The organism is Rhodococcus sp. NS-SX18 (genome assembly GCF_057367935.1).
Window position 1 is genome coordinate 5,174,714 of record NZ_CM170633.1, and the last position, 19,532, is coordinate 5,194,245.

At 70.9% G+C, this 19,532-nt stretch carries 17 protein-coding genes; 11 read left to right on the plus strand and 6 right to left on the minus strand.

The window, feature by feature from the left end; genetic code table 11:
• Positions 1 to 6 precede the first annotated feature (6 nt).
• A complete protein-coding gene (locus AC2IPW_RS23790) occupies positions 7 to 582 on the minus strand; it encodes a TerD family protein (RefSeq protein WP_003938785.1) in 576 nt (191 codons plus the stop codon).
• A gap of 233 nt (positions 583 to 815) precedes the next feature.
• Between AC2IPW_RS23790 and AC2IPW_RS23795 the strand changes: the two genes are divergently transcribed.
• From AC2IPW_RS23795 to AC2IPW_RS23840, 10 genes are all read left to right on the plus strand, one after another.
• Positions 816 to 1,937 carry a hypothetical protein gene (locus tag AC2IPW_RS23795; RefSeq protein WP_486377060.1) on the plus strand — a complete coding sequence of 374 codons (1,122 nt, stop codon included), beginning with the start codon at positions 816 to 818 and terminating at the stop codon, positions 1,935 to 1,937.
• Positions 1,934 to 3,124: an HpcH/HpaI aldolase/citrate lyase family protein gene (locus AC2IPW_RS23800; protein ID WP_289378007.1), complete on the plus strand. Its 1,191-nt coding sequence runs from the start codon at positions 1,934 to 1,936 to the stop codon at positions 3,122 to 3,124. Before AC2IPW_RS23795 ends, AC2IPW_RS23800 begins: the two co-directional genes overlap by 4 nt.
• Positions 3,121 to 4,395, plus strand: a complete 1,275-nt coding sequence (locus AC2IPW_RS23805) for a phosphoribosyltransferase family protein (protein ID WP_486375840.1) — start codon at positions 3,121 to 3,123, stop codon at positions 4,393 to 4,395. Before AC2IPW_RS23800 ends, AC2IPW_RS23805 begins: the two co-directional genes overlap by 4 nt.
• A complete protein-coding gene (locus AC2IPW_RS23810) occupies positions 4,392 to 5,498 on the plus strand; it encodes a cysteine protease StiP family protein (protein WP_486375841.1) in 1,107 nt (368 codons plus the stop codon). Before AC2IPW_RS23805 ends, AC2IPW_RS23810 begins: the two co-directional genes overlap by 4 nt.
• 35 nt (positions 5,499 to 5,533) lie before the next feature.
• Entirely contained in the window at positions 5,534 to 6,376 is an 843-nt protein-coding gene (locus tag AC2IPW_RS23815) for an HAD family hydrolase (RefSeq protein ID WP_051059578.1), read from the plus strand.
• 17 nt (positions 6,377 to 6,393) lie between these two features.
• Positions 6,394 to 7,668: a TerD family protein gene (locus AC2IPW_RS23820; RefSeq protein ID WP_486375842.1), complete on the plus strand. Its 1,275-nt coding sequence runs from the start codon at positions 6,394 to 6,396 to the stop codon at positions 7,666 to 7,668.
• 268 nt (positions 7,669 to 7,936) lie between these two features.
• Entirely contained in the window at positions 7,937 to 9,499 is a 1,563-nt protein-coding gene (locus AC2IPW_RS23825) for a long-chain-fatty-acid--CoA ligase (protein ID WP_450119684.1), read from the plus strand.
• The gene (locus tag AC2IPW_RS23830) at positions 9,496 to 10,554 is read left to right on the plus strand and encodes an MBL fold metallo-hydrolase (RefSeq protein WP_048771366.1); all 1,059 of its coding nucleotides are present in this window, start codon (positions 9,496 to 9,498) and stop codon (positions 10,552 to 10,554) included. Before AC2IPW_RS23825 ends, AC2IPW_RS23830 begins: the two co-directional genes overlap by 4 nt.
• 4 nt (positions 10,555 to 10,558) lie before the next feature.
• Positions 10,559 to 11,434 carry a LysR family transcriptional regulator gene (locus AC2IPW_RS23835; protein WP_486375843.1) on the plus strand — a complete coding sequence of 292 codons (876 nt, stop codon included), beginning with the start codon at positions 10,559 to 10,561 and terminating at the stop codon, positions 11,432 to 11,434.
• Positions 11,435 to 11,438: 4 nt separating this feature from the next.
• Complete coding sequence (locus AC2IPW_RS23840) at positions 11,439 to 12,308, plus strand: LysR family transcriptional regulator (protein ID WP_054372650.1); 870 nt, start codon at positions 11,439 to 11,441, stop codon at positions 12,306 to 12,308.
• 62 nt (positions 12,309 to 12,370) lie between these two features.
• Here AC2IPW_RS23840 and AC2IPW_RS23845 read toward each other — a convergent pair whose 3' ends face one another.
• Both AC2IPW_RS23845 and fabG read right to left on the minus strand, forming a co-directional pair.
• The gene (locus AC2IPW_RS23845; protein ID WP_450119685.1) at positions 12,371 to 13,579 is read right to left on the minus strand and encodes an acetyl-CoA C-acetyltransferase; all 1,209 of its coding nucleotides are present in this window, start codon (positions 13,577 to 13,579) and stop codon (positions 12,371 to 12,373) included.
• A 32-nt stretch (positions 13,580 to 13,611) separates the two neighbouring features.
• Complete coding sequence (fabG, locus tag AC2IPW_RS23850; RefSeq protein ID WP_003938575.1) at positions 13,612 to 14,352, minus strand: 3-oxoacyl-ACP reductase FabG; 741 nt, start codon at positions 14,350 to 14,352, stop codon at positions 13,612 to 13,614.
• A gap of 207 nt (positions 14,353 to 14,559) precedes the next feature.
• Between fabG and AC2IPW_RS23855 the strand changes: the two genes are divergently transcribed.
• Entirely contained in the window at positions 14,560 to 15,744 is a 1,185-nt protein-coding gene (locus AC2IPW_RS23855) for an acyl-CoA dehydrogenase family protein (RefSeq protein ID WP_486375844.1), read from the plus strand.
• Positions 15,745 to 15,863: 119 nt separating this feature from the next.
• Here the strand turns inward: AC2IPW_RS23855 and AC2IPW_RS23860 are convergent, their stop codons facing one another.
• Genes AC2IPW_RS23860 through AC2IPW_RS23870 form a run of 3 tightly spaced genes read right to left on the minus strand, consistent with a single transcriptional unit; the run spans position 15,864 to position 19,472 of the window.
• The gene (locus AC2IPW_RS23860) at positions 15,864 to 17,537 is read right to left on the minus strand and encodes a class I adenylate-forming enzyme family protein (protein ID WP_450119687.1); all 1,674 of its coding nucleotides are present in this window, start codon (positions 17,535 to 17,537) and stop codon (positions 15,864 to 15,866) included.
• Between the two features lie 10 nt (positions 17,538 to 17,547).
• The gene (locus AC2IPW_RS23865) at positions 17,548 to 18,312 is read right to left on the minus strand and encodes an SDR family NAD(P)-dependent oxidoreductase (RefSeq protein WP_003938572.1); all 765 of its coding nucleotides are present in this window, start codon (positions 18,310 to 18,312) and stop codon (positions 17,548 to 17,550) included.
• Between the two features lie 29 nt (positions 18,313 to 18,341).
• Entirely contained in the window at positions 18,342 to 19,472 is a 1,131-nt protein-coding gene (locus AC2IPW_RS23870) for a thiolase family protein (protein ID WP_003938571.1), read from the minus strand.
• Between the last annotated feature and the right edge of the window lie 60 nt (positions 19,473 to 19,532).

The following is a 19,532-nucleotide window of genomic DNA, read 5'->3' on the forward strand; positions in this document are numbered from 1 at the left end:
TCGACGTCAGACGTTGACACCGTAGTCGCGGGCGATGCCCGCGAGGCCGGACGCGTAGCCCTGCCCGATGGCGCGGAACTTCCACTCCGCACCGTGCCGGTACAGCTCCCCGAAGACCATGGCGGTCTCGGTGGACGCGTCCTCCGAGAGGTCGTAGCGGGCCAGTTCGTTGCCGTTGGCGCGGTCGACGACGCGGATGTAGGCGTTGCGGACCTGACCGAACGACTGGCTGCGGGAGTCGGCGTCGTAGATCGAGACCGGGAAGAAGATGCTCTCGATGTTCGCCGGCACGGCGCTCAGGTCGACGTTGATGACCTCGTCGTCGCCCTCGCCCTCACCGGTGCGGTTGTCGCCGATGTGCTCGATCGAGCCGTCGGGGGACTTGAGGTTGTTGAAGAAGACGAAGTGCTGGTCCGACACGACCTTCTTGTCACCGCCGGTCGCGATCGCACTGGCGTCGAGGTCGAAGTCGGCACCGGTGGTGGTGCGGATGTCCCAGCCGAGGCCGACGGCCACGGCGGTGAGGTTCGGCGCTTCCTTGGTGAGGGAAACATTGCCGCCCTTGGTCAAGCTGACGCCCATGCGGGGTCCTTTCGATCTGTCGGTCCGGACGAGGTGCCCGGGCGGGCACGCCCGATTTGCGCGTGTCCCACCACCCTAATAGCTGTTCCGCGCCCACGCCCCCGCGCTCCGCACGCACACGGGGCGGAAGGGCGCGGACCAGTACCATTCGGGGCGTGGCGAGCCGATGGACGCGCCGCCTCTTCGGGGGTGGGAGCACCGACGATCCGGTGGCGCTGCGCGCCTACGACGCGATGGTCGCCGCGTTCCTCGACATGGACCGGCGCCAGTCCGTCGCCGAGGCCGGGGTCACGGCCTCGCACGAACTCACCCCGCAGCGCGGCCTGCGGCGGGAGTGGGAACCCGTCCGTGAAGAGTGCTACCGCGCGGCCGAGACGTACCTGAACCTCTCCCGCACCGAACCGTCCGATCCGCTCGCTCCCGCCCCGGCCTACGAACAGGCCCTGCAGCAGATCGGTCTCGCCACCCGCACCCTCGACCAGTTCTACGAGCGCCACCGTGCACACCTCGAGCACTCGGTGGCGGTGGCCCGGACCGTCCCGCAGCTCGCCCGGCAGGTCCGTACCGAGGCGCAGGCCGCGGCGGCACTGGTGACCGCGCCCGAGCATGCGGCCTACGCCGACTACCCGTCCGTGCGGGCCGCGGCGGACACCCTCGACGCGGAGATCCGGGCGCTCGATGCGGCCGGGGGAACCGGAGCGGCCCGAACGGCGGCACGCCGGACAGAGGAGGCGGCGACGGCCCTGCGCCGCGCCCTCGCGCAGGCACCGGACCGAGCCGAGTCCGCCCGGAAGGCTGTGGCATCGGTCACAACCCGGTTGTCGGCGGTGCGCACCCGTGCCGAGAGCCTGGCGCCGGCGTTCTCGGCGCTGCTGCGCGAGTTCAACGCCGCCAGCTCCGCCGACCTGGCCGGCAACGAACGCGCCGCCCGCGAGTTCCTCGATCGGGCCGACGCCGACGTGTCCGCTGCGCGAACGGCATCGGCCGCGAACCGGCCCGAACAGGCGCTCGAACTGACCGCGGCGGCCCGGGCATCCCTCACCCAGGCCGAGCGGTACGTCGACGCCGTCACCGACCGGCTGTCGGTCCTCCGCGAGGTCCGCCGTGATCCGGCCGCGAAGGTGGAGCAGGTACGGTTCCGTCTGCGCGACGCGCAACAACTCGCGGTCCAACGGGGGTTGACCGCAGAATGGGGCTCGGTGCTCGACGCGCAGCTCGATCGGATCGACAGGGCAGTCGGTTCGCTCACCGGAGTACACCCCGACTACTGGGCGTACGTTCGGGAGCTCGACGCCGTTTCGCGCTTCATCGCCGGTGTGGTGCAACGAATGAGAGGACGAACGGACGAGGTATGAGTGGGGGATCCTTCACCGACATGCGCACGATGCATCATTTCCACCACCTCGACGATGCGGCCCGGGACACCTTGTTCCTGCATTTGCCGCGACCGTTCTCCGATGCCGACGAGCGTGAGCGGCTCGCCGTCGCGCTCGGGGCGACCCTGTACGTGCCCGCCACCCGCACGGACCTCGCCGCCACGATCGCGCGCCGCAGCGGGGAGGGCGTCGCCTCGATGGTGATCGACCTCGAGGACGCCGTCGCCGACCACGAGGTCGAGGACGGCCTGCGCAACGCGGTCGCCACCCTCGACGCACTCGCCGGTACCACCGCCTCGACGATGCTGCTGTTCGTCCGGGTGCGCACCCCCGACGGTGTCGACCGCATCGCCGACACGCTGGGCCCGGGCGTCGCCGCACTGACCGGCTTCGTCCTGCCCAAGTTCACCGCGGCCTCGGGGCCGGCGTTCCTCGACGCCGTGGCTGCGGCGTCCGAGCGCCTCGGCAAGCACCTGTACGCGATGCCGGTGCTCGAATCCGCCGAGCTGGTGCACCGGCAGACCCGCGACGGCGAGCTCCAGCAGATCGCCGCGCTCCTGGCCGGGCACCGCGACCGCGTGCTGGCCGTGCGGATCGGCGCCACCGACATGTGCGCCACCTTCGGCATCCGCCGCGACCGCGACCTGACCATCTACGACGTGCGGGTCGTGGTCGACGTCATCGCGGACGTCGTCAACTACCTGGGCCGCACCGACGGCACCGGATTCGTCATCACCGGTCCGGTCTGGGAGTACTTCGCCGACCACGAGCGCATGTTCCGGCCGATGCTGCGGGCCACCCCGTTCGCCGAGCACGACGCGGTGCTGTTCCGGCAGCAGCTCGTCAGCCGGGACCTCGACGGCCTGCTGCGGGAGATCGCCCTGGACCGGGCGAACGGCATCCAGGGCAAGACCGTGATCCACCCCTCGCACGTGGCGGCCGTGCACGCGCTGTCCGCCGTGACGCACGAGGAGTACCACGACGCGGTCGACATCCTCGGCGGTGATGCGGGCGGCGTACAGGCCTCCGGATACCGCAACAAGATGAACGAGCGGCGCCCGCACCGCACCTGGGCGGAGCAGACGTTGCTGCGCGCGTCGGTGTTCGGCGTCACCAACAAGGGAGTGACTTTCGTGGACCTGCTGACGGCACTGGTGGACCGGTGATCACCGGAGTGCGATCGCCCTGGGCGACGGAACGATTCGGGCTCGAGCTGCAGCACCTGGCGTCGGCCACCGGTGACACCGTGCCGGAGCTCGTCGTGCCGGGACTGCGCCGCAACCCCCGTCGCGCGCACCTGCTGGTCTCCACGGTCCTCGGCAAGCACCTCCCCACCGAACCGGCTGCGGTGATCGGCGCGGGCGACCGGCTCGGCGATCTCGTCGCGGACCTGCTGGGTCCCGCCGCGTCCGATGCGGTAGTCCTCGGTTTCGCCGAAACCGCAACGGGACTGGGCCATTGCGTGGCGAGCCGGCTGCGGGCACGCTGCTACCTGCACTCCACCCGGCGCGACGTGCCCGGCGCCGGCACCTTCGCCGGATTCGAGGAGGGGCACTCGCACGCCACGTCGCACCTGCTCCAGCCGACGTCGCCGGAGCTGTTCGCGAACGACGCGCCGCTGGTCCTGGTGGACGACGAGATCTCCACCGGGGCAACCGCGGTCGACGCCATCCGGTCCCTGCACCGGCACAGTCCCCGCACCCGGTACGTCGTCGCATCGCTGGTGGACATGCGCACCGCCGAACACCGTCGCGCCGTCGCCGAGGCGGCCACCGGGCTCGGCGTCCGCATCGACCACGTGAGCCTGGCGACGGGGCACACCGTCCTCCCCGACGGACTCACCGAGCGGGTGGGCGCGCTACCGGACCCGGACCTGAATCCGGTTGCACCGGAACGCGGAACGTACACCTTCGTCTCGCTGCCGTGGCCGGCGGTCGTGCCCGACGGCGGTCGGCACGGGTTCCTGCACACCGACACCGCGGCCTTCGACACCGCGATCGACCGCGCCACCGACGCCGTGACCACTGCCTTGTCGCCGGGACGGCCGGTCGTCGTCGTGGGCCACGAGGAACTGATGTACCTGCCGCTGCGAATCGCCGACACCCTCGCCCGCAGGGGCGTCGCCACACGATTCCAGACCACCACCCGCTCCCCCGCGTACGTCCGGGACGTGCCCGGCTACCCCCTGCGCCGCGGATTCACCTTCACCGCACCCGAACCGGACGACGTCCCGCGCTACCTCTACAACGCGCGGTGGCCGGAGGGGGAACGCGCACAGCTGCTGCTCGTGGTGGACGCTCCCGCCGACACCGACCGTCTGCGTGCCGACGGGGGGCTGCTCGACGTGCTGACCGCCGCCGGGGAGGACGTCGTCGTGGCCGTCGTGCCCGCCACCGATCCCACCGTGCTGCGCGCCGACCGGGAGGGACGACGATGACGGCCCCGTTGACCGGGCCCGGCTTCGGCTCCTACGCCGCGGACGAGGTGAGTTGGCTCCTCAAGGACCTCTCGCACGTCGCGCTCGAGGCCGACGTCGCCGAACGCGAGCGCCGCATCCAGGCGGGCCTCGCCCACTACGCCGAGTCGCTGCCGATCGAGTACCAACCCGATGCCGCCTACCGCGAGCTGTTCGACAAGGTGCTCGCCGCGACGGCGGGGCGCCTCGCCCACGCCGTCGGTACCGTGACCGAACTGCTGCTCGCCGAACGGGGCCGGGACCTGACGCTCGTATCGCTGGCCCGCGCAGGCACTCCCGTCGGGATCCTGATCCGTCGCTGGGCGCAGCGGCACCACGGGCTGAACCTGCCGCACTACGCGGTGTCGATCGTGCGGGGCCGTGGTATCGACTTCGCCGCCCTCGACCATGTGACGGCACGACACGATCCGGCCTCGGTGGTGTTCGTCGACGGCTGGACCGGCAAGGGCGCCATCGCCCGCGAACTCACGGCGGCCCTGGCCGAGTACCGGGCCGCGGGCGGCCCGGAGCTTTCCGACGACCTCGCCGTGCTCGCCGATCCCGGGTACTGCGTGCGGACCTACGGCACCCGCGACGACTTCCTCATCGCCTCGGCGTGCCTGAATTCCACTGTATCCGGACTGGTTTCACGCACCGTCCTCAACGAAACCCTGATCGGCCCGGGCGAGTTCCACGGCGCCAAGTTCTACGCCGAACTTGCCGGCGAGGACGTCTCGGCGGTCCTCCTCGACACCGTGGCGGCCGAGTTCGGCGACCGGGAGGCCGCGGTCACCGCCGCCGGGAACATCCTGCACTCCGATCGCACCCCCACGTGGGCGGGCTGGGAGTCGGTGGAGAAGGTGCGGGCCGAGTACGGCATCTCCACTGTCAACTACGTCAAACCCGGTGTCGGCGAGACCACCCGGGTGCTGCTGCGGCGCGTGCCGTGGCGGGTGCTGGTCCGCGAGGCCGACGCCGAGGAGCACGCGCACATCCGGATGCTCGCCGCCGCCCGCGACGTGCCGGTGGACGTGGTTCCCGACCTGGCATATTCGTGCATGGGCCTGATCAAGGATCTGCCGTGACCACCACCCTCGTCGCCACCGATCTCGACCGCACGATGATCTACTCACGCGCCGCGATGGGCGAATCACCTGTCCCCGACGGCGATCTGGTGTGCGTCGAGCACTACGACGGCGCACCCCTGTCGTACGTGACCGTCACATCCGCGCAGCGCCTGCGCGACCTCACCGCGGCGGCGGTGGTGGTGCCGACCACCACGCGCACCCCGGAGCAGTTCCGGCGCATCGACCTGCCCGGGGCGCCGTGGCGGTACGCGATCGCCAGCAACGGCGGCATGATCCTCGCCGACGGGGTGCCGGACGCCGGGTGGCGACGGACGGTGGACACGGCCGTGCGCACCGAGGGCGCCGGACTCGACGAGGTCACCGCCGAACTGCGCCGCCGCATCTCCGACGACTGGGTGCACAAGTTCCGGGTCGCCGACGAGCTGTTCTGCTATCTCGTGATCGACGTCGCCGCGCAGCCCGTCGGCTTCCTCGACGAATGGGACCACTGGTGCCGGCGCCGCGGATGGAACGCCTCCCAGCAGGGCCGCAAGCTGTACACGATGCCGTCGGCGGTGTGCAAGAGCCGCGCGGTCGCCGAGGTCCGCCGACGTCTGGTCGACGACGGCACGCTCGTTCCGGACGCCGTCGTACTGGCCGCCGGGGACGGCGCGCTCGATGCCGAGATGCTGACCGCCGCCGATGCCGCGATCCGGCCGCGCCACGGCGAACTCGAGGCGCTGGACTGGCGGCACCCGACGGTGGCGGTGACCCGGCAGGCGGGGATCCGGGCCGGCGAGGAGATCCTCGCCTGGTTCGCCCGATCCGCCCGGATCGAGACGGCTTCGTACAGTGGCAGTGACGCTCAACCATCCCCGAGACAGAGTTTCCAGTAACAGTGAGGACCCCACCCGTGCCCGTATCTCTCGCCAAGGGTCAGAACGGCCCCCTCACCGCCGCCGACGTCGTCGTCTCCCTCGAGCTGACCACCCCGGCCGACCTGTCCGCGCTGCTGGTCAAGGCCGACGGCAAGGTGCGCTCCGACGCCGACTTCGTCTTCTTCAACCAGCCCACCGGGCCCGGGGTGCGGCTCGTGCCCGGCGCACCGGGCCAGGCCGCCTCGCTGGCCGTGTCGCTGAACCAGGTGCCGGCGGACATCGACCAGGTGCGCGCGGTCATCACCCTCGACGACGCGTCGAGCAGCTTCGGCCGTTTCGCCCCGCCGACCGCGCGGGTCGCCGACACCGCGGGCAACGTCCTCTACGAGTACCGGGTCGACGGACTGAGCAGCGAGTCGATCGTGATCGCCCTCGAGCTGTACCGGCGGCAGGGCACCTGGAAGGTTCGGGCCGTCGGCCAGGGCTACGCGGGTGGATTCGCCGCGCTCGTGACCGACCACGGCGTGAGCGTCGACGACGCGCCGGCCGCTGCCCCGCAACCGGCTCAGCCCGCACCTCCGGCCGCGCCGCCCGTCCCGCCGACCTACTCCACACCGCCGGCTTCCGCCCAGCAGCCCTACCCGCAGCCGGCTCCGCCGCAGCCGTACGTGCAGGCCTCCGCGCCGCAGCCGGCGCAGGACGCCCAGCCCGAGGTCAGCCTCACCAAGAGCCGTCCCGTCAGCCTCGTCAAGGGCCAGAAGGTCACCCTCCGCAAGGAGGGCGGCGTGGCCCTGACCCACCTGCGCATGGGGCTGGGCTGGGATCCGGTCGCGAAGCGGGGCCTGTTCGGCAATCGCGCCGCCGACATCGACCTCGACGCGTCGGCCGTGCTGTTCGCCGACCAGAATCTCGTCGACGTCGCGTACTACGGACAGCTGCGGTCGAAGGACGGCTCGATCCAGCACCAGGGCGACAACCTCACCGGCGAGGGCGCCGGCGACGACGAGGTCGTGCTCGTCGACCTCACCCGGGTGCCGGCCCACATCACGACGGTCATGTTCATCGTCACCTCGTACAAGGGCCACACCTTCGAGCAGGTCGCGAACGCCTTCTGCCGGCTGGTGGACGGCACCAACAACGCCGAGCTGGCCCGCTACACCCTGCAGGGCGGTATGCCGTTCACCGGCATGGTGATGGCCAAGGTGTACCGGCAGGGGCAGGACTGGAAGCTCCAGGCCATCGGCGAGGGCATCCAGGCCAAGCACCCCGGTGAGGCCGCGCCGCAACTCGGCCGGTTCCTGGTGTCCTGACGGGGAGCTGCACGGCGCTGGGGCACTGAGCCCCGGGGTCGAACCGGACATCCGCGCGGGGTTGTGCTTCTTGCGCGCGTCCGTCGGTACCCGCGCAAGAAGCACTTCTGCGCGCAGGGACAGTCGCCCGCTGCCGACCCCGACATAGGCACTCGCTATCGGTCGCTGTGGATCTTGGACTTTGTTCCGCCGAGGCGGCGGTGATCGACTGATCGGGCACGGCGGGCCCGGCATCGAGGCGCTCGCCGAACGGAACGAGGAGTGTGATGTGAGCGGTCTGCACCTTCCGCAGCGGGTCCGGCAGCACGCGGCGGAACGGCCGGACGCACTCGCACTGACCTGCGGCGACACCACCGTCACCTTCGCCGAGCTCGACGGGCGCACCAACCGGGTCGCGACCGCCCTGAACGGGCTGGCCCGGCGTGGCGGGCGGATCGGGGCCCTGCTGCGCATGCGACTCGAGGCCGCCGAGACGTTCGTCGCCTGCGGCAAGGCGGGGCTGGTGTTCGTCCCCCTCAACTGGCGACTCACCCCGGCGGAAGCCGCCCGCATCGCCGAGGACGCGGATCTCGACGTGCTTGTCGTCGAGTCCGGGTTCGCCGCGGCAGCCGAGGCGATCCGTGCCGCACTGCCCGGCCTGCCCGTCGTCCTCGTCGACGCCGAACCCGGCGACGATCTGCTGCCGGGGGCCTGGACGTGGCAACGGCTCGGCGGCAGCGGCACGGACGACGACCCCGGCCGCGGCGACGACCCGGACACGGTCCTGTTGCAGCTCTACACCTCCGGCACCACCGGCACGCCGAAGGGCGTGCTCATCACCCACCGCAACCTCCACAACGACGCGGAGGGACAGCGCATCTACCACTGGCAGAGCGACTCGGTGGCACTGAACGCGATGCCGCTGTTCCACATCGCCGGCGCCGGCTGGCTGAGCACCTGCCTGTCCGCCGGGGTGCACACCGTCCTGCTCGGCGAGTTCCATCCGCGCACCGTCGCCGCGCTCGTCGAGCAGCACGGCATCACCCACGCGTTCCTGGTGCCCGCGACCGTGCAGATGCTGCTCGACCTGCCCGAACTGGACTCGTTCGACCTGTCGAGCCTGCAGTTGATCTTCTACGGCGCCTCCCCGGTCACCCCGACGATGCTGCGGCGCGCCGTGCACACGCTCGGGTGCGGATTCGTCCAGCGCTACGGGATGACGGAGACGAGCGGCTCCGTCACCGCGCTGCGCGTCGAGGACCACGACCCGACCGGTCCGCGGTCCTACCTGCTGCGCTCGGCGGGCCGCCCCATGCCCGGCGTGGAGCTCGCCATCCGCGACGTCGTGACCGGCGCGGACCTGCCGGTCGGACAGTCCGGCGAGATCGTGTGCCGCTCCCGCCACAACACGTCCGGCTACTGGCGGCGCCCGGAGGAGACCGCGGCGCTGTTCACCGACGACGGGTTCCTGCGCACCGGCGACGCCGGTCACCTCGACGAGGACGGCTACCTGTTCGTCACCGACCGGGTGAAGGACATGATCATCACCGGCGGCGAGAACGTCTACCCGATCGAGGTGGAGTCGGTGCTCGCCGAGCATCCCGCCGTCGCCGAGGTCGCCGTGATCGGAGTGCCCGATCGCAAGTGGGGCGAGGCCGTCACCGCCGTCGTCCGGTTGGCCGACGGTACCGCCGCGCCGGACGAGAACGAACTGGTCGCGTTCACCACCGGCCGGCTCGCGTCCTACAAGAAGCCGCAGCGCGTCCACTTCGTCAGTGAGCTGCCGCGCAACGCCAGTGGCAAGATCCTCAAGCGCACGTTGCGCGACACTCTCGCGGAGGAGGTCTCGTGACCGCGGTCGAGGTCGTCGGCGTCGTGCAGCAGGAGGCGTGGCGGCGCGGCGAGCTGCCGCCGGTCGAGCAGGTCCGGCCCGGGCTGTGGTCGATTCCCGTGCCCATGCCGAACAATCCGCTGCGCTACGTGCTGGTCTACGCGTTGGCGCTGCCCGACGGCCTGGCCCTGATCGACGTCGGCTGGGACTCGGAACAGTCCTGGCAGGCCCTCGTCGACGGGATCCGGCAGACCGGGCACGACATCACCGAGGTCCGGTTCGCGGCGATCACCCACCTGCACCCCGACCATTTCGGCCTGGCACCGCGGCTGCGCGAGGTCAGCGGAGCCGCGCTGGCGATGCACGCCGCCGACGCGTCGCTGCTCGGCCACCACACCGCGACGGACCGGGAAGGGTACGCCGCGTCGTGGGCCCGGCAGCTGGCCCGGCTCGGAGCGCCCGACGAAGTCCGCTCGGGCGAGGTCATGGAACTGGTCCGCTTCGGGCCGCACGAATCACTCGACGTCGTGCTCGACGACGGCACCCCCCTCGACCTGCCCGGCTGGGATCTGCGCGCCGTGTGGACGCCCGGCCACACCCCCGGTCACCTGTGCTTCGTCGACGACACCCACGAACTGGTGTTCAGCGGCGACCACATGCTCCCCCGCATCAGCCCCAACATCTCCACCATCCCGGGTGAGCTGCCGAATCCGTTGCACCGCTACCTGCTGTCGCTGCACGCCACCGTCGGCCTGCCCGACGGTGAGGTCTTCCCCGCGCACGAATACCGTTTCCGCGGTGTCGCTTCCCGCGCGCAGGCACTGCTCGGCCACCACGAGGAACGCCTGGACGAGATCGCCGACGTCGTGGCCCGGCATCCCGGCTCCACGGCATGGGAGGTCTCCACCCGGATCTCGTGGTCCCGGCCCTTCGAGACGATGGCGCCGCGGCTGCGCCGGCTCGCGGTGCGCGAGACCGACGCCCACCTGCTGGTTCTCGCCGACCGGGGAGTGGTCACCGGATGCGGCACCGACCCGGACCGCTGGGCGACGGCCGTGACCACCCCCGTACGATAAGCGAGTGGACCTTCACCTCATCACCTACTTCGTCGCGGTCGTCGACCGAGGTGGGATCACGAAGGCCGCCCAGTCCCTCTACATTTCGCAGCCGTCGCTGTCGCAGGCCATCCGGACCCTCGAACGTCGGCTCGGCACAACCCTGTTCGACCGCACCGGACGCCGGCTCACACTGACCGAGGACGGACGCCGGCTCGACGTAGCGGCCCGCCGGATCCTCGCCGACGTCGAACGGGCGAAGGCGAAGGTGGCCGCGGTACGCGAACTCGCCTCGGGCCGCGTCGACGTGGTGACGTACTCGTCGTTCTCCTTCGATCCGATGATCGAGCTCGCGCGCCGCTTCCGTGACCGCTACCCGCACATCCTGGTGCGGATCGTCGATGCGGACGGCCCGGGCGGCGTGCACACTGCGCTGCGACGCGGGGAAGCCGAGATCGGGGTGACCGACCTGTCCGTCGAGCACGCCGGCATGATCACCGTGCCGCTGTTCGAACAGGAACTCGTGCTCGCTCTCCACCACGACCTCGCGGCCGGCCTGCCGGACCCGGTCCCGCGCGTCCGTGTGCGGGACGTGCCGCTCGTCGTCGACGTCGGTGATCGCACCAACGCTGCGAAGGCCGGCGAGCTGCTTGCAGAGAACGCCGCCAACGTCGTCGTCGACTGCGCCCACCCGGCGGCGACATGGGAGCTGGTGTGCCTGGGCACCGGCGCCACGGTGGTGCCCCGGCCGGTGGCCGAACAGCAGATGCCCACGGTGACGGTGCGGCCCCTGGAGCCGCCGCTGACCCGGCCGGTCGGGTTGGTGCTGCGTGCGGGTGAGCCGTCGCCGGCCGCGGCGGCGTTCCTCGAGGTCGCCTCGACGCTGCGACAGGGGGCGTAGGACTGTGGATTTCCGGCAGGTGGAGTACTTCCTCGCGGTCGTCGAGAACAACGGCATCAACGGGGCCGCCGCCGCGCTCGGCGTCGCACAGCCGACGGTGTCGCAGGCGCTGCGCAGCCTCGAACGCGAACTCGGCGTCGAGCTGTTCCACCGCATCGGCCGCGGCATGGTCCTCACCGCGGCCGGCCGCAGCCTCGTCGGCCCCAGCCGGCAGATCCTGCGCGACGTGACTGCCGTCGAGGAGTTGCTGACCACGTCCGACGGCGCGGTGGCGGGCCGGCTCGACATCATGGCGTTCCCGTCGCTGTCCGTCGGCCCGCTGGTGGAGCTGATCGCCCGGTTCCGGCGCGAGTATCCGAAAGTGGCGGTGCGGCTGTCACCGCTGCGCGACGAGGAGCAGGTCGCGTCGTTGATTCGCGACGGCCACTGTGAGTTCGTCGTCGCGCACCTGCCGCTCGAGGGCGGTGACGGGCTCGAGGTGATCGAACTCGGCGAGCAGGAGTACTGGCTGGCGTTTCCGCCGGGATTCGAGGTGCCCGACGGCCCGATCCACCTGTCCGAACTACCGGACATTCCCATGGTGTTCGCGCCGACCGGCGCCTCGATGGTCGACGCGGTGGAATCGGCGCTGCGGGCGGCCGGCGCCCGTCCGGAGATCTCCGTCCTGGTCGGTCAGCGCGAGGTCCGGCTGCCGATGGTGGCGGCCGGACTCGGCGGGTCGATCGTGGACCGGGTGCCGGCCGAGGCCGCCGGGGACCGGGTCGTGGTGCGCGCATGCGAGCCGCGGCTGGCGCGCGCCTACGGCCTCGCCTTCGACCCCGCATCCCTGTCGGCGGTGGGTCAGGCGTTCGTCGACCTGGTGCGTCGGCGCTGACGCGCCGGTGTGTCCTTCGGGCGGCCCTGACAACCCGAAGGACACACCGGCGGCTACGCCGCCTACGCCTTTTCGAACACCGCGGCCAGGCCCTGGCCGCCGCCGATGCACATCGTCTCGAGGGCGTAGCGGCCGTCGCGGCGGTGCAGCTCGCGGGCGAGCGTTGCCAGCATGCGGCCACCGGTCGCGCCGACCGGGTGCCCCAGCGAGATGCCGGACCCGTGGATGTTGGTGCGCTCGAAATCGGCTGCGCCGAACTTCCATTCGCGCGTCACCGCCAGCGCCTGCGCCGCGAAGGCCTCGTTGAGCTCGATCACGTCGACGTCCGCGAGGGTGATGCCGGCCTTGGCGAGGGCCTTCTCCGTGGCCGGGACCGGGCCGATGCCCATGACCTTCGGCGCCACGCCGGCCAGCCCCCAGGACACGACCCGCACCAGCGGGGTCAACCCCAGCTCCGCGGCTTTCTCCGGGGTCGTGACCAGGCACATCGATGCGGCGTCGTTCTGGCCGCTGGCATTGCCGGCGGTGACCGTCGCCTCGGGGTCCTGCTTGCCCATGATCGGCTTCAGCTTCGCCAGCGACTCGACGGTGACGTCCGGACGGGGATGCTCGTCGGTGTCGATGACCTCGTCGCCGGCGCGGGTGGTGACGGTGACCGGCACGATCTCCTCGGCGAGGATGCCGTTCTTCTGCGCGGCGACGGCCCGGGCATGGGACGACACGGCGAGTTCGTCCTGCTCGAGCCGGCTGATGCCGTAGTCGCGGCGCAGGTTCTCGGCGGTCTCGATCATGCCGCCGGGCACGGGGTAGTGGCGTCCGCCCGCGGTGGCGCGGGCCCGTACCAGGCTGTCGTGCATCTGCACCCCGGTGCGGGCACCGCCCCAGCGCATGTCGACGGAGTAGAAGGAGGCGTTGCTCATCGACTCGGCGCCGCCGGCGACCACGACGTCGTTGTCACCATTGCCCACCTGCAGCGCGGCCTGGATGACGGCCTGCAGTCCGGAGCCGCAACGACGGTCGATGTGCATGCCGGGCACCGTGATCGGCAGACCGGCGTCGAGCGCGACGACGCGGCCGATGGCAGGTGCCTCGCTGTTTCCGTTGCAGTGACCGAGGATCACGTCCTCGATCGCGTCGGGGGCGACTCCGGTGCGGTCGAGCAGCCCCTTCAACGCGGCGACACCGAGGTCTACGGCGGTGAGGGACTTGAACATTCCGCCGTAGCGACCGATAGGGGTGCGGACCGGCTCGCAGATGACGACTTCGCGCATGACGACCTTTCGGGAGGGGTGAGTTCCGGAACTCACATGAATCGACCGCCGGTGACCTCGAGTACCGTGCCGGTCATGTAGGAGGACATGTCGGAGGCGAGGAACAGCGCCACGGACGCGATCTCGGACACCTCGCCCGGTCGGCCCATGGGGATCTCGCTCATCTTCTGATCCCACGCCTTCTGCGGCATGGCCTCGGTCATCGCGGAACGGATCAGGCCCGGCTGGATCGCGTTGACGCGCACGCCGTGGTGCGCCATCTCCTTCGCAGCCGCCTTGGTCAGGCCGACGATGCCTGCCTTCGCCGCCGAGTAGTTGGTCTGACCGACCATCCCGACCTTGCCGGAGAGCGACGAGATGTTGACGATGGCGCCGCGCTTGGACTCGCGCATGATCGCCGACGCCTTGCGGGTGCCGTGCCAGGTGCCCTTGAGGTGCACGGCGATCACCAGATCGAAGTCCTCCTCGGTCATGGTGCGCATCGTCGCGTCGCGGGTGATGCCGGCGTTGTTGACGACGACGTCGAGCGAGCCGAACCCGTCGACGGCCTCCGCGAGGAGCGTGTCCCACTCGTCCGCGTTCACGACGTCGCACCGCACCGCGCGGGCCACGTCGCGGCCACCGAGCTTCTCGGCGGCGGCCGTGGCGGCGTCGAGATCGAGGTCGCCGAGGACGACCCGGGCACCGGCGTCGACGAACTCCTGTGCGATTGCGAAACCGATGCCCTGAGCGCCTCCGGTGACGACGGCGGTTCGGTTCTCCAGCAGTGACATGAGGTTCCTTTCGCACGAGCCCGCCCGGTCCGGGGACGGCGGGAAGGCACCGATGAATCGAGGTCGCGGGCGACGCCCGTCGGCTGATGCTCCGAATCATAGCGAGAGGAACGATGATTCGACCCCGGTGAATTCATCGACAGTGCCTATGTGGCGATGGGGCGATTCGTATTGGACACCCGCGGCCCCGGAGCCGATGGTGGTTTCATGACAACCTCGACTGCGATGCCGGCCACCGAGGTGGACGACGACGACTTCCAGGAAATCCTCGCCCAGACCCGCGCATTCGTGCGCGGCGTGGTCGTGCCGCGCGAACAAGAGATCGCCGACACCAACGCGATCCCCGACGACATCCGCAATGCCGCCAAGGAGATGGGCCTGTTCGGCTACGCCATCCCACAGCAGTGGGGCGGTCTGGGCCTGAACCTGATGCAGGACGCCGAACTGGCGATGGAACTCGGGTACACCACGCTGTCGCTGCGTTCGATGTTCGGCACCAACAACGGCATCGCCGGGCAGGTCCTCGTCGGGTTCGGCACCGACGAACAGAAGGCGCAGTGGCTCGAGAAGATCGCCTCGGGTGACGTCGTGGCCTCCTTCGCCCTCACCGAGCCCGGCGCCGGCTCCAACCCGGCCGGGCTGCGCACCAAGGCCGTGCGCGACGGCGACGACTGGGTGATCACCGGCGAGAAACGCTTCATCACCAACGCCCCGCTCGCGAACCTGTTCGTCGTCTTCGCCCGCACCCGCCCCGCCGACGCGAACGGCACCGGCATCGCGGTGTTCCTCGTCCCCGCCGACACCCCCGGGGTGCAGGTGGCGGCGAAGGACCGCAAAATGGGCCAGGAAGGCGCCTGGACCGCGGACGTGCACTTCGACCAGGTGCGGGTGCCGGCCGCAGCGCTGGTCGGCGGCAGCGAGGACGTCGGCTACCGCGCGGCGATGACGTCGCTGGCACGCGGGCGGGTGCACATCGCGGCCCTGTCGGTCGGTCAGGCCCAGCGCGCTCTCGACGAGTCGGTGGCGTACGCGGCCACCGCGACCCAGGGCGGTGCCGCGATCGGCAGCTTCCAGCTGGTGCAGGCGATGCTCGCCGATCAGCAGACCGGGGTGATGGCCGGGCGGGCGTTGGTGCGCGAGGCGGCGCGGGCGTGGGTGGAGGACACCGACCGGCGGATCGCGCCGTCGGCGGCGAAGCTGTTCTGCACGGAGATGGTCGGCAAGGTCGCCGATCTGGCGGTGCAGATCCACGGCGGCACCGGCTACATGCGGGAGGTGCCGGTCGAGCGGATCTACCGGGACGTGCGGCTGCTGCGCCTGTACGAGGGCACCAGCGAGATCCAGCGCCTGATCATCGGCGGCGGGCTCGTCAAGCAGGCCCAGCGCGGCTGACCCGCACCCGTGCGTGGTTCTGGTAGCCAGGACTACCAGAACTACGCACGGGCAGCACGACCACGCCGTGCGTGTTTCCGGTAGTCGGTACTACCGAAAACACGCACGGCGATGGTGGTTCAGTGCGTGGCTGCGGACTGCTCGAGGCGCGTCCGCAGGTCCGTCTTGAGGACCTTGCCTGCCGCGGAGGTGGGCAGGGCGTCCACGAGGACGATCTCGCGAATCTTCTTGTAGGGCAGGACCTGCTCGGCGACGAACGCCATCAGCTCGGCCGGGTCGGGATCGGTTCCCGGCAGCGGCACCACGAAGGCGACCGGTTCCTGGCCGACGCTTCCGACCTCCCGGCCGACCACCGCGGCCGTCGACACCGCCGGATGGGACACCAGAATCTCCTCGAGCTCACGCGGATACACGTTGTAGCCCTTGTAGATCAGCATGTCCTTGGCGCGATCGCAGATGTAGACGTAGCCGTCGGCGTCGCGGTAGGCGATGTCGCCGGTGTCGAGCCAGCCGTCCACGTACTGCTGGGCCGTGATCTCCGGATGGCCGAGATAGCCGTCGGTCACCTGCGGCCCCCGGATCCACAGCTCGCCGCGCTCGCCGTCACCGAGGACGACGCTCGGATCGCCCTGTGCCCGGATCTCGAGCTCGGTGTCGAAGAGGGGCAGGCCCACACTGCCGAGACGGTAGGCCGACCCGACGACCAGCGGCATGGCGGTGACCACGCACGTGCCCTCGGTCAGGCCGTACCCCTCGGCCACACGGGCGTTCGGGAACGCCACCTCCAGCGCCTCGAGCGTGACGTGATCGATCGGCGCCGCACCCGACGACACGACCCGCACCGACGTGGTGTCACGGCGTGCGACGTCCGGGTGGGTGGCCAGTGCATGCCACATGGCCGGGCTGCCGGTGATGTAGCTGACGCGGTGCCGCTCGACGAGCTCGAGCATGCGCGCGGGGTCGAATCGGCCCGCGAGCACCTGGGTGAGGCCGCACAGCAGCAGGAACGACGTGTTGAGCAGCGCGTGGGCGTGGAACAGCGGGGACACGACGACGGTGGCGCCCTCCCCGGGGATCACCCCGTGCACGTCGAGCCCCTCGATCGGGCGCAGCGCGACCAGCCCGTCACCGGTGGTGACGACCTGGTGGGCGGCCCGCCACCCGCACATCTGGGTCACGTTGGCGACCACGTTGCGGTGCAGCACCCGCACACCCTTGGAGATGCCGGTGGTGCCGCCCGTGTAGGCCAGATGCGCGACGTCCGTTCCGGCGACGTGTGCCGGTGTGAACGCGGTGGGCTGTCCGGAGAGGAAGTCGTCGAACCGCACCACGGCCGCGGACGTGGGCGGTGCGGACACCGGGTCGTCGGATGCCACCACGATCGTCGCGACCGTGGTGCCCGCGGCGGCGCCGAGCAGCACTCCCAACTGCTGCGTCTGGGTGACGGCCGCGACGGCGCCGGTCTCCTCGATCTGCTTGCGCAGACCCGGTTCCGGTTGCAGCGGATTGACCAGCGTCACGGTGGCCCCGGTGCGTAGCGCGCCGTAGTAGGCGACGAGGAACTCGATGCAGTTGCCCACGTGCATCAGCACCACGTCGCGCGGAGCCACACCGGCCGCCGTCAGCGCGGAGGCGAACTGCGCGGACCGCTCGTCGAGCTCGCGGTACGTGCACGTCCGCTCGCCGTCGACGACGGCGGGGCGGTCGCCGTACAGGGCAGCCATGCTCGGCGCCCACACACCCATCGTCACGTCCGGGTAGGTCAGGGACAGGGCGGGCACGTCGGTGCTCATCGTCGCCACCTCAGCGCGGGGCCATGCGGATGGCACCGTCGAGTCGGATGGTCTCACCGTTGAGGTAGCCGTTCTCGAGGATGTTGGTGGCCAGCCGGCCGAACTCGTCCGGGCGGCCCAGGCGCGCCGGATTCGGCACGGTCTTCTCGAGCGAGGCCCGCACGTCGTCGCGCAGGCGGGCGAGCAGCGGGGTGTCCATGATGCCCGGCGCGATCGTGTTGACCCGGATGTTCTTGCTCGCCAGGTCGCGGGCAGCGACGACGGTCATGCCGACGATGCCGGCCTTGGACGCCGAGTAGTTGATCTGGCCGATCTGGCCCTCGAACGCCGCGACGGAGGCGGTCATGACGATGGCACCGCGCTCGCCGTCGACCGGTTCGAGCGCGGCCATGCGCTCGGCGCCGAGGCGCAGCGCGTTGAACGACCCGATGAGATTGAGGCGGATCACGAACTCGAAGTCCTCGAGCGAACCGGCCTTGCCGTCCTTCTCGAGGATCCGCATCCTGCGGCCGGCGCCGGCGCAGTGCACGAGCCCGCGCAGACCGCCGCGCTCGTGCGCGACGTCCAGGGCGGCGGCGAACTGCTCGGCGTCGGTGACGTCGGCCGCGGCGAACGTCGCGCCGTCACCGAGGGAGCTCGCGACGTCGGCCCCCGGCGAGCCGGGCAGGTCGATGAGGGTGACGGCGCCGCCGGCGTCGAGGACGCGACGAGCGGTGGCCAGGCCGAGACCGGAGGCGCCGCCGGTGATCGCGACGGAAAGACCCTTCAGTTCCATATCTTTCGTTCCTTTGCGTGAAGTGCGTGTCAGAGCAGTTCGAGAATGGTGGCGTTGGCCATGCCGCCGGCCTCGCACATCGACTGCAGTCCGTACCGGATACCGTTGTCGCGCATGTGATGTGCCAGTCGAGTCATGAGGACCGCGCCGGATCCGCCGAGCGGGTGTCCCACGGCGATGGCGCCGCCGACGGGGTTCAGGCGCGCGTCGTCGACGCCGGTCTCGGCCTGCCACGCGAGCGGAACCGGTGCGAACGCCTCGTTGATCTCGAAGGCACCGATGTCGTCGAGCGACAGGCCCGAGCGGTCGAGCGCCTTCTGGGTCGCGGGGATGGGTCCGGTGAGCATGATGACCGGGTCGTCGGCGGCGACGACGGCGGTGTGGATGCGCGCCATCGGCGTCCACCCCTGGGCGGCCGCGTACTCGCTGGTGGTGACGAGCAGAGCTCCCGCGCCGTCGGAGATCTGCGAGGAGTTGCCGGCATGGATCACGCCGTCCTCCTTGAAGACCGTCTTGAGCTTGGCGAGCGATTCGACACTGCCGCCGCGGCGGATTCCTTCGTCCGCGGTCAGCCCGGCGATCGGCGCGAGCTGCCCGGTGAAGGCTCCGGCGTCGGTCGCGGCGGCGGAGCGCTCGTGCGAACGCAGCGAGAACTCGTCGAGGACGGTGCGGGACAGGCCCCACTTCTCGGCCATCATCTCGGCGCCCACGCCCTGGCTGAAGCCGTCGACGCCGAACCGGTCGAGCACCTCCTTCGGGAAGTGCTCGCCGTTCTTCGCGGCCGTGCCCATCGGCACCCGGCTCATCACCTCGACGCCGCCGGCGATCACCACGTCGTTCTGACCGGACAGGACGGTGGCGGCGGCGAACGAGACCGCCTGCTGGCTCGAACCGCAGGCCCGGGTCAGCGTGGTGGCCGGAACCGTCACGGGCCAGCCGGCGGCGAGCACCGCCGAGCGGGAGACGATGCCGGCCTGCTCGCCGACCTGGCTGACGCAACCGAAGATCACGTCGTCGACGGTGCCCGGATCGAAACCGACCCGCTCGGCCAGCGCCGTCAGCACATGCGCCGACAGGTTGACGGGGTGGATCTCGGACAGGGCGCCGCCCCGGCGTCCGATCGGGGTGCGGACGGCATCGACGATCACGGCATCGCGCATGGGTGGATCCTTTGCAGTAACGGGAGACGACGACCGGCCGGGTGGTGGCCCTCGATATCG

Bases quoted from the DNA above. Each gene is read 5' to 3' on its own strand.
- fabG (WP_003938575.1), bottom strand. From the start codon at position 14,352: ATGTCACTGCTGGAGAACCGAACCGCCGTCGTCACCGGAGGCGCTCAG.
- AC2IPW_RS23845 (WP_450119685.1), bottom strand. From the start codon at position 13,579: ATGCGCGAAGTCGTCATCTGCGAGCCGGTCCGCACCCCTATCGGTCGC.
- AC2IPW_RS23810 (WP_486375841.1), top strand. From the start codon at position 4,392: ATGACGGCCCCGTTGACCGGGCCCGGCTTCGGCTCCTACGCCGCGGAC.
- AC2IPW_RS23865 (WP_003938572.1), bottom strand. From the start codon at position 18,312: ATGGAACTGAAGGGTCTTTCCGTCGCGATCACCGGCGGCGCCTCCGGT.
- AC2IPW_RS23790 (WP_003938785.1), bottom strand. From the start codon at position 582: ATGGGCGTCAGCTTGACCAAGGGCGGCAATGTTTCCCTCACCAAGGAA.
- AC2IPW_RS23815 (WP_051059578.1), top strand. From the start codon at position 5,534: ATGATCTACTCACGCGCCGCGATGGGCGAATCACCTGTCCCCGACGGC.
- AC2IPW_RS23795 (WP_486377060.1), top strand. From the start codon at position 816: ATGGTCGCCGCGTTCCTCGACATGGACCGGCGCCAGTCCGTCGCCGAG.
- AC2IPW_RS23870 (WP_003938571.1), bottom strand. From the start codon at position 19,472: ATGCGCGATGCCGTGATCGTCGATGCCGTCCGCACCCCGATCGGACGC.
- AC2IPW_RS23800 (WP_289378007.1), top strand. From the start codon at position 1,934: ATGAGTGGGGGATCCTTCACCGACATGCGCACGATGCATCATTTCCAC.
- AC2IPW_RS23855 (WP_486375844.1), top strand. From the start codon at position 14,560: ATGACAACCTCGACTGCGATGCCGGCCACCGAGGTGGACGACGACGAC.
- AC2IPW_RS23860 (WP_450119687.1), bottom strand. From the start codon at position 17,537: ATGAGCACCGACGTGCCCGCCCTGTCCCTGACCTACCCGGACGTGACG.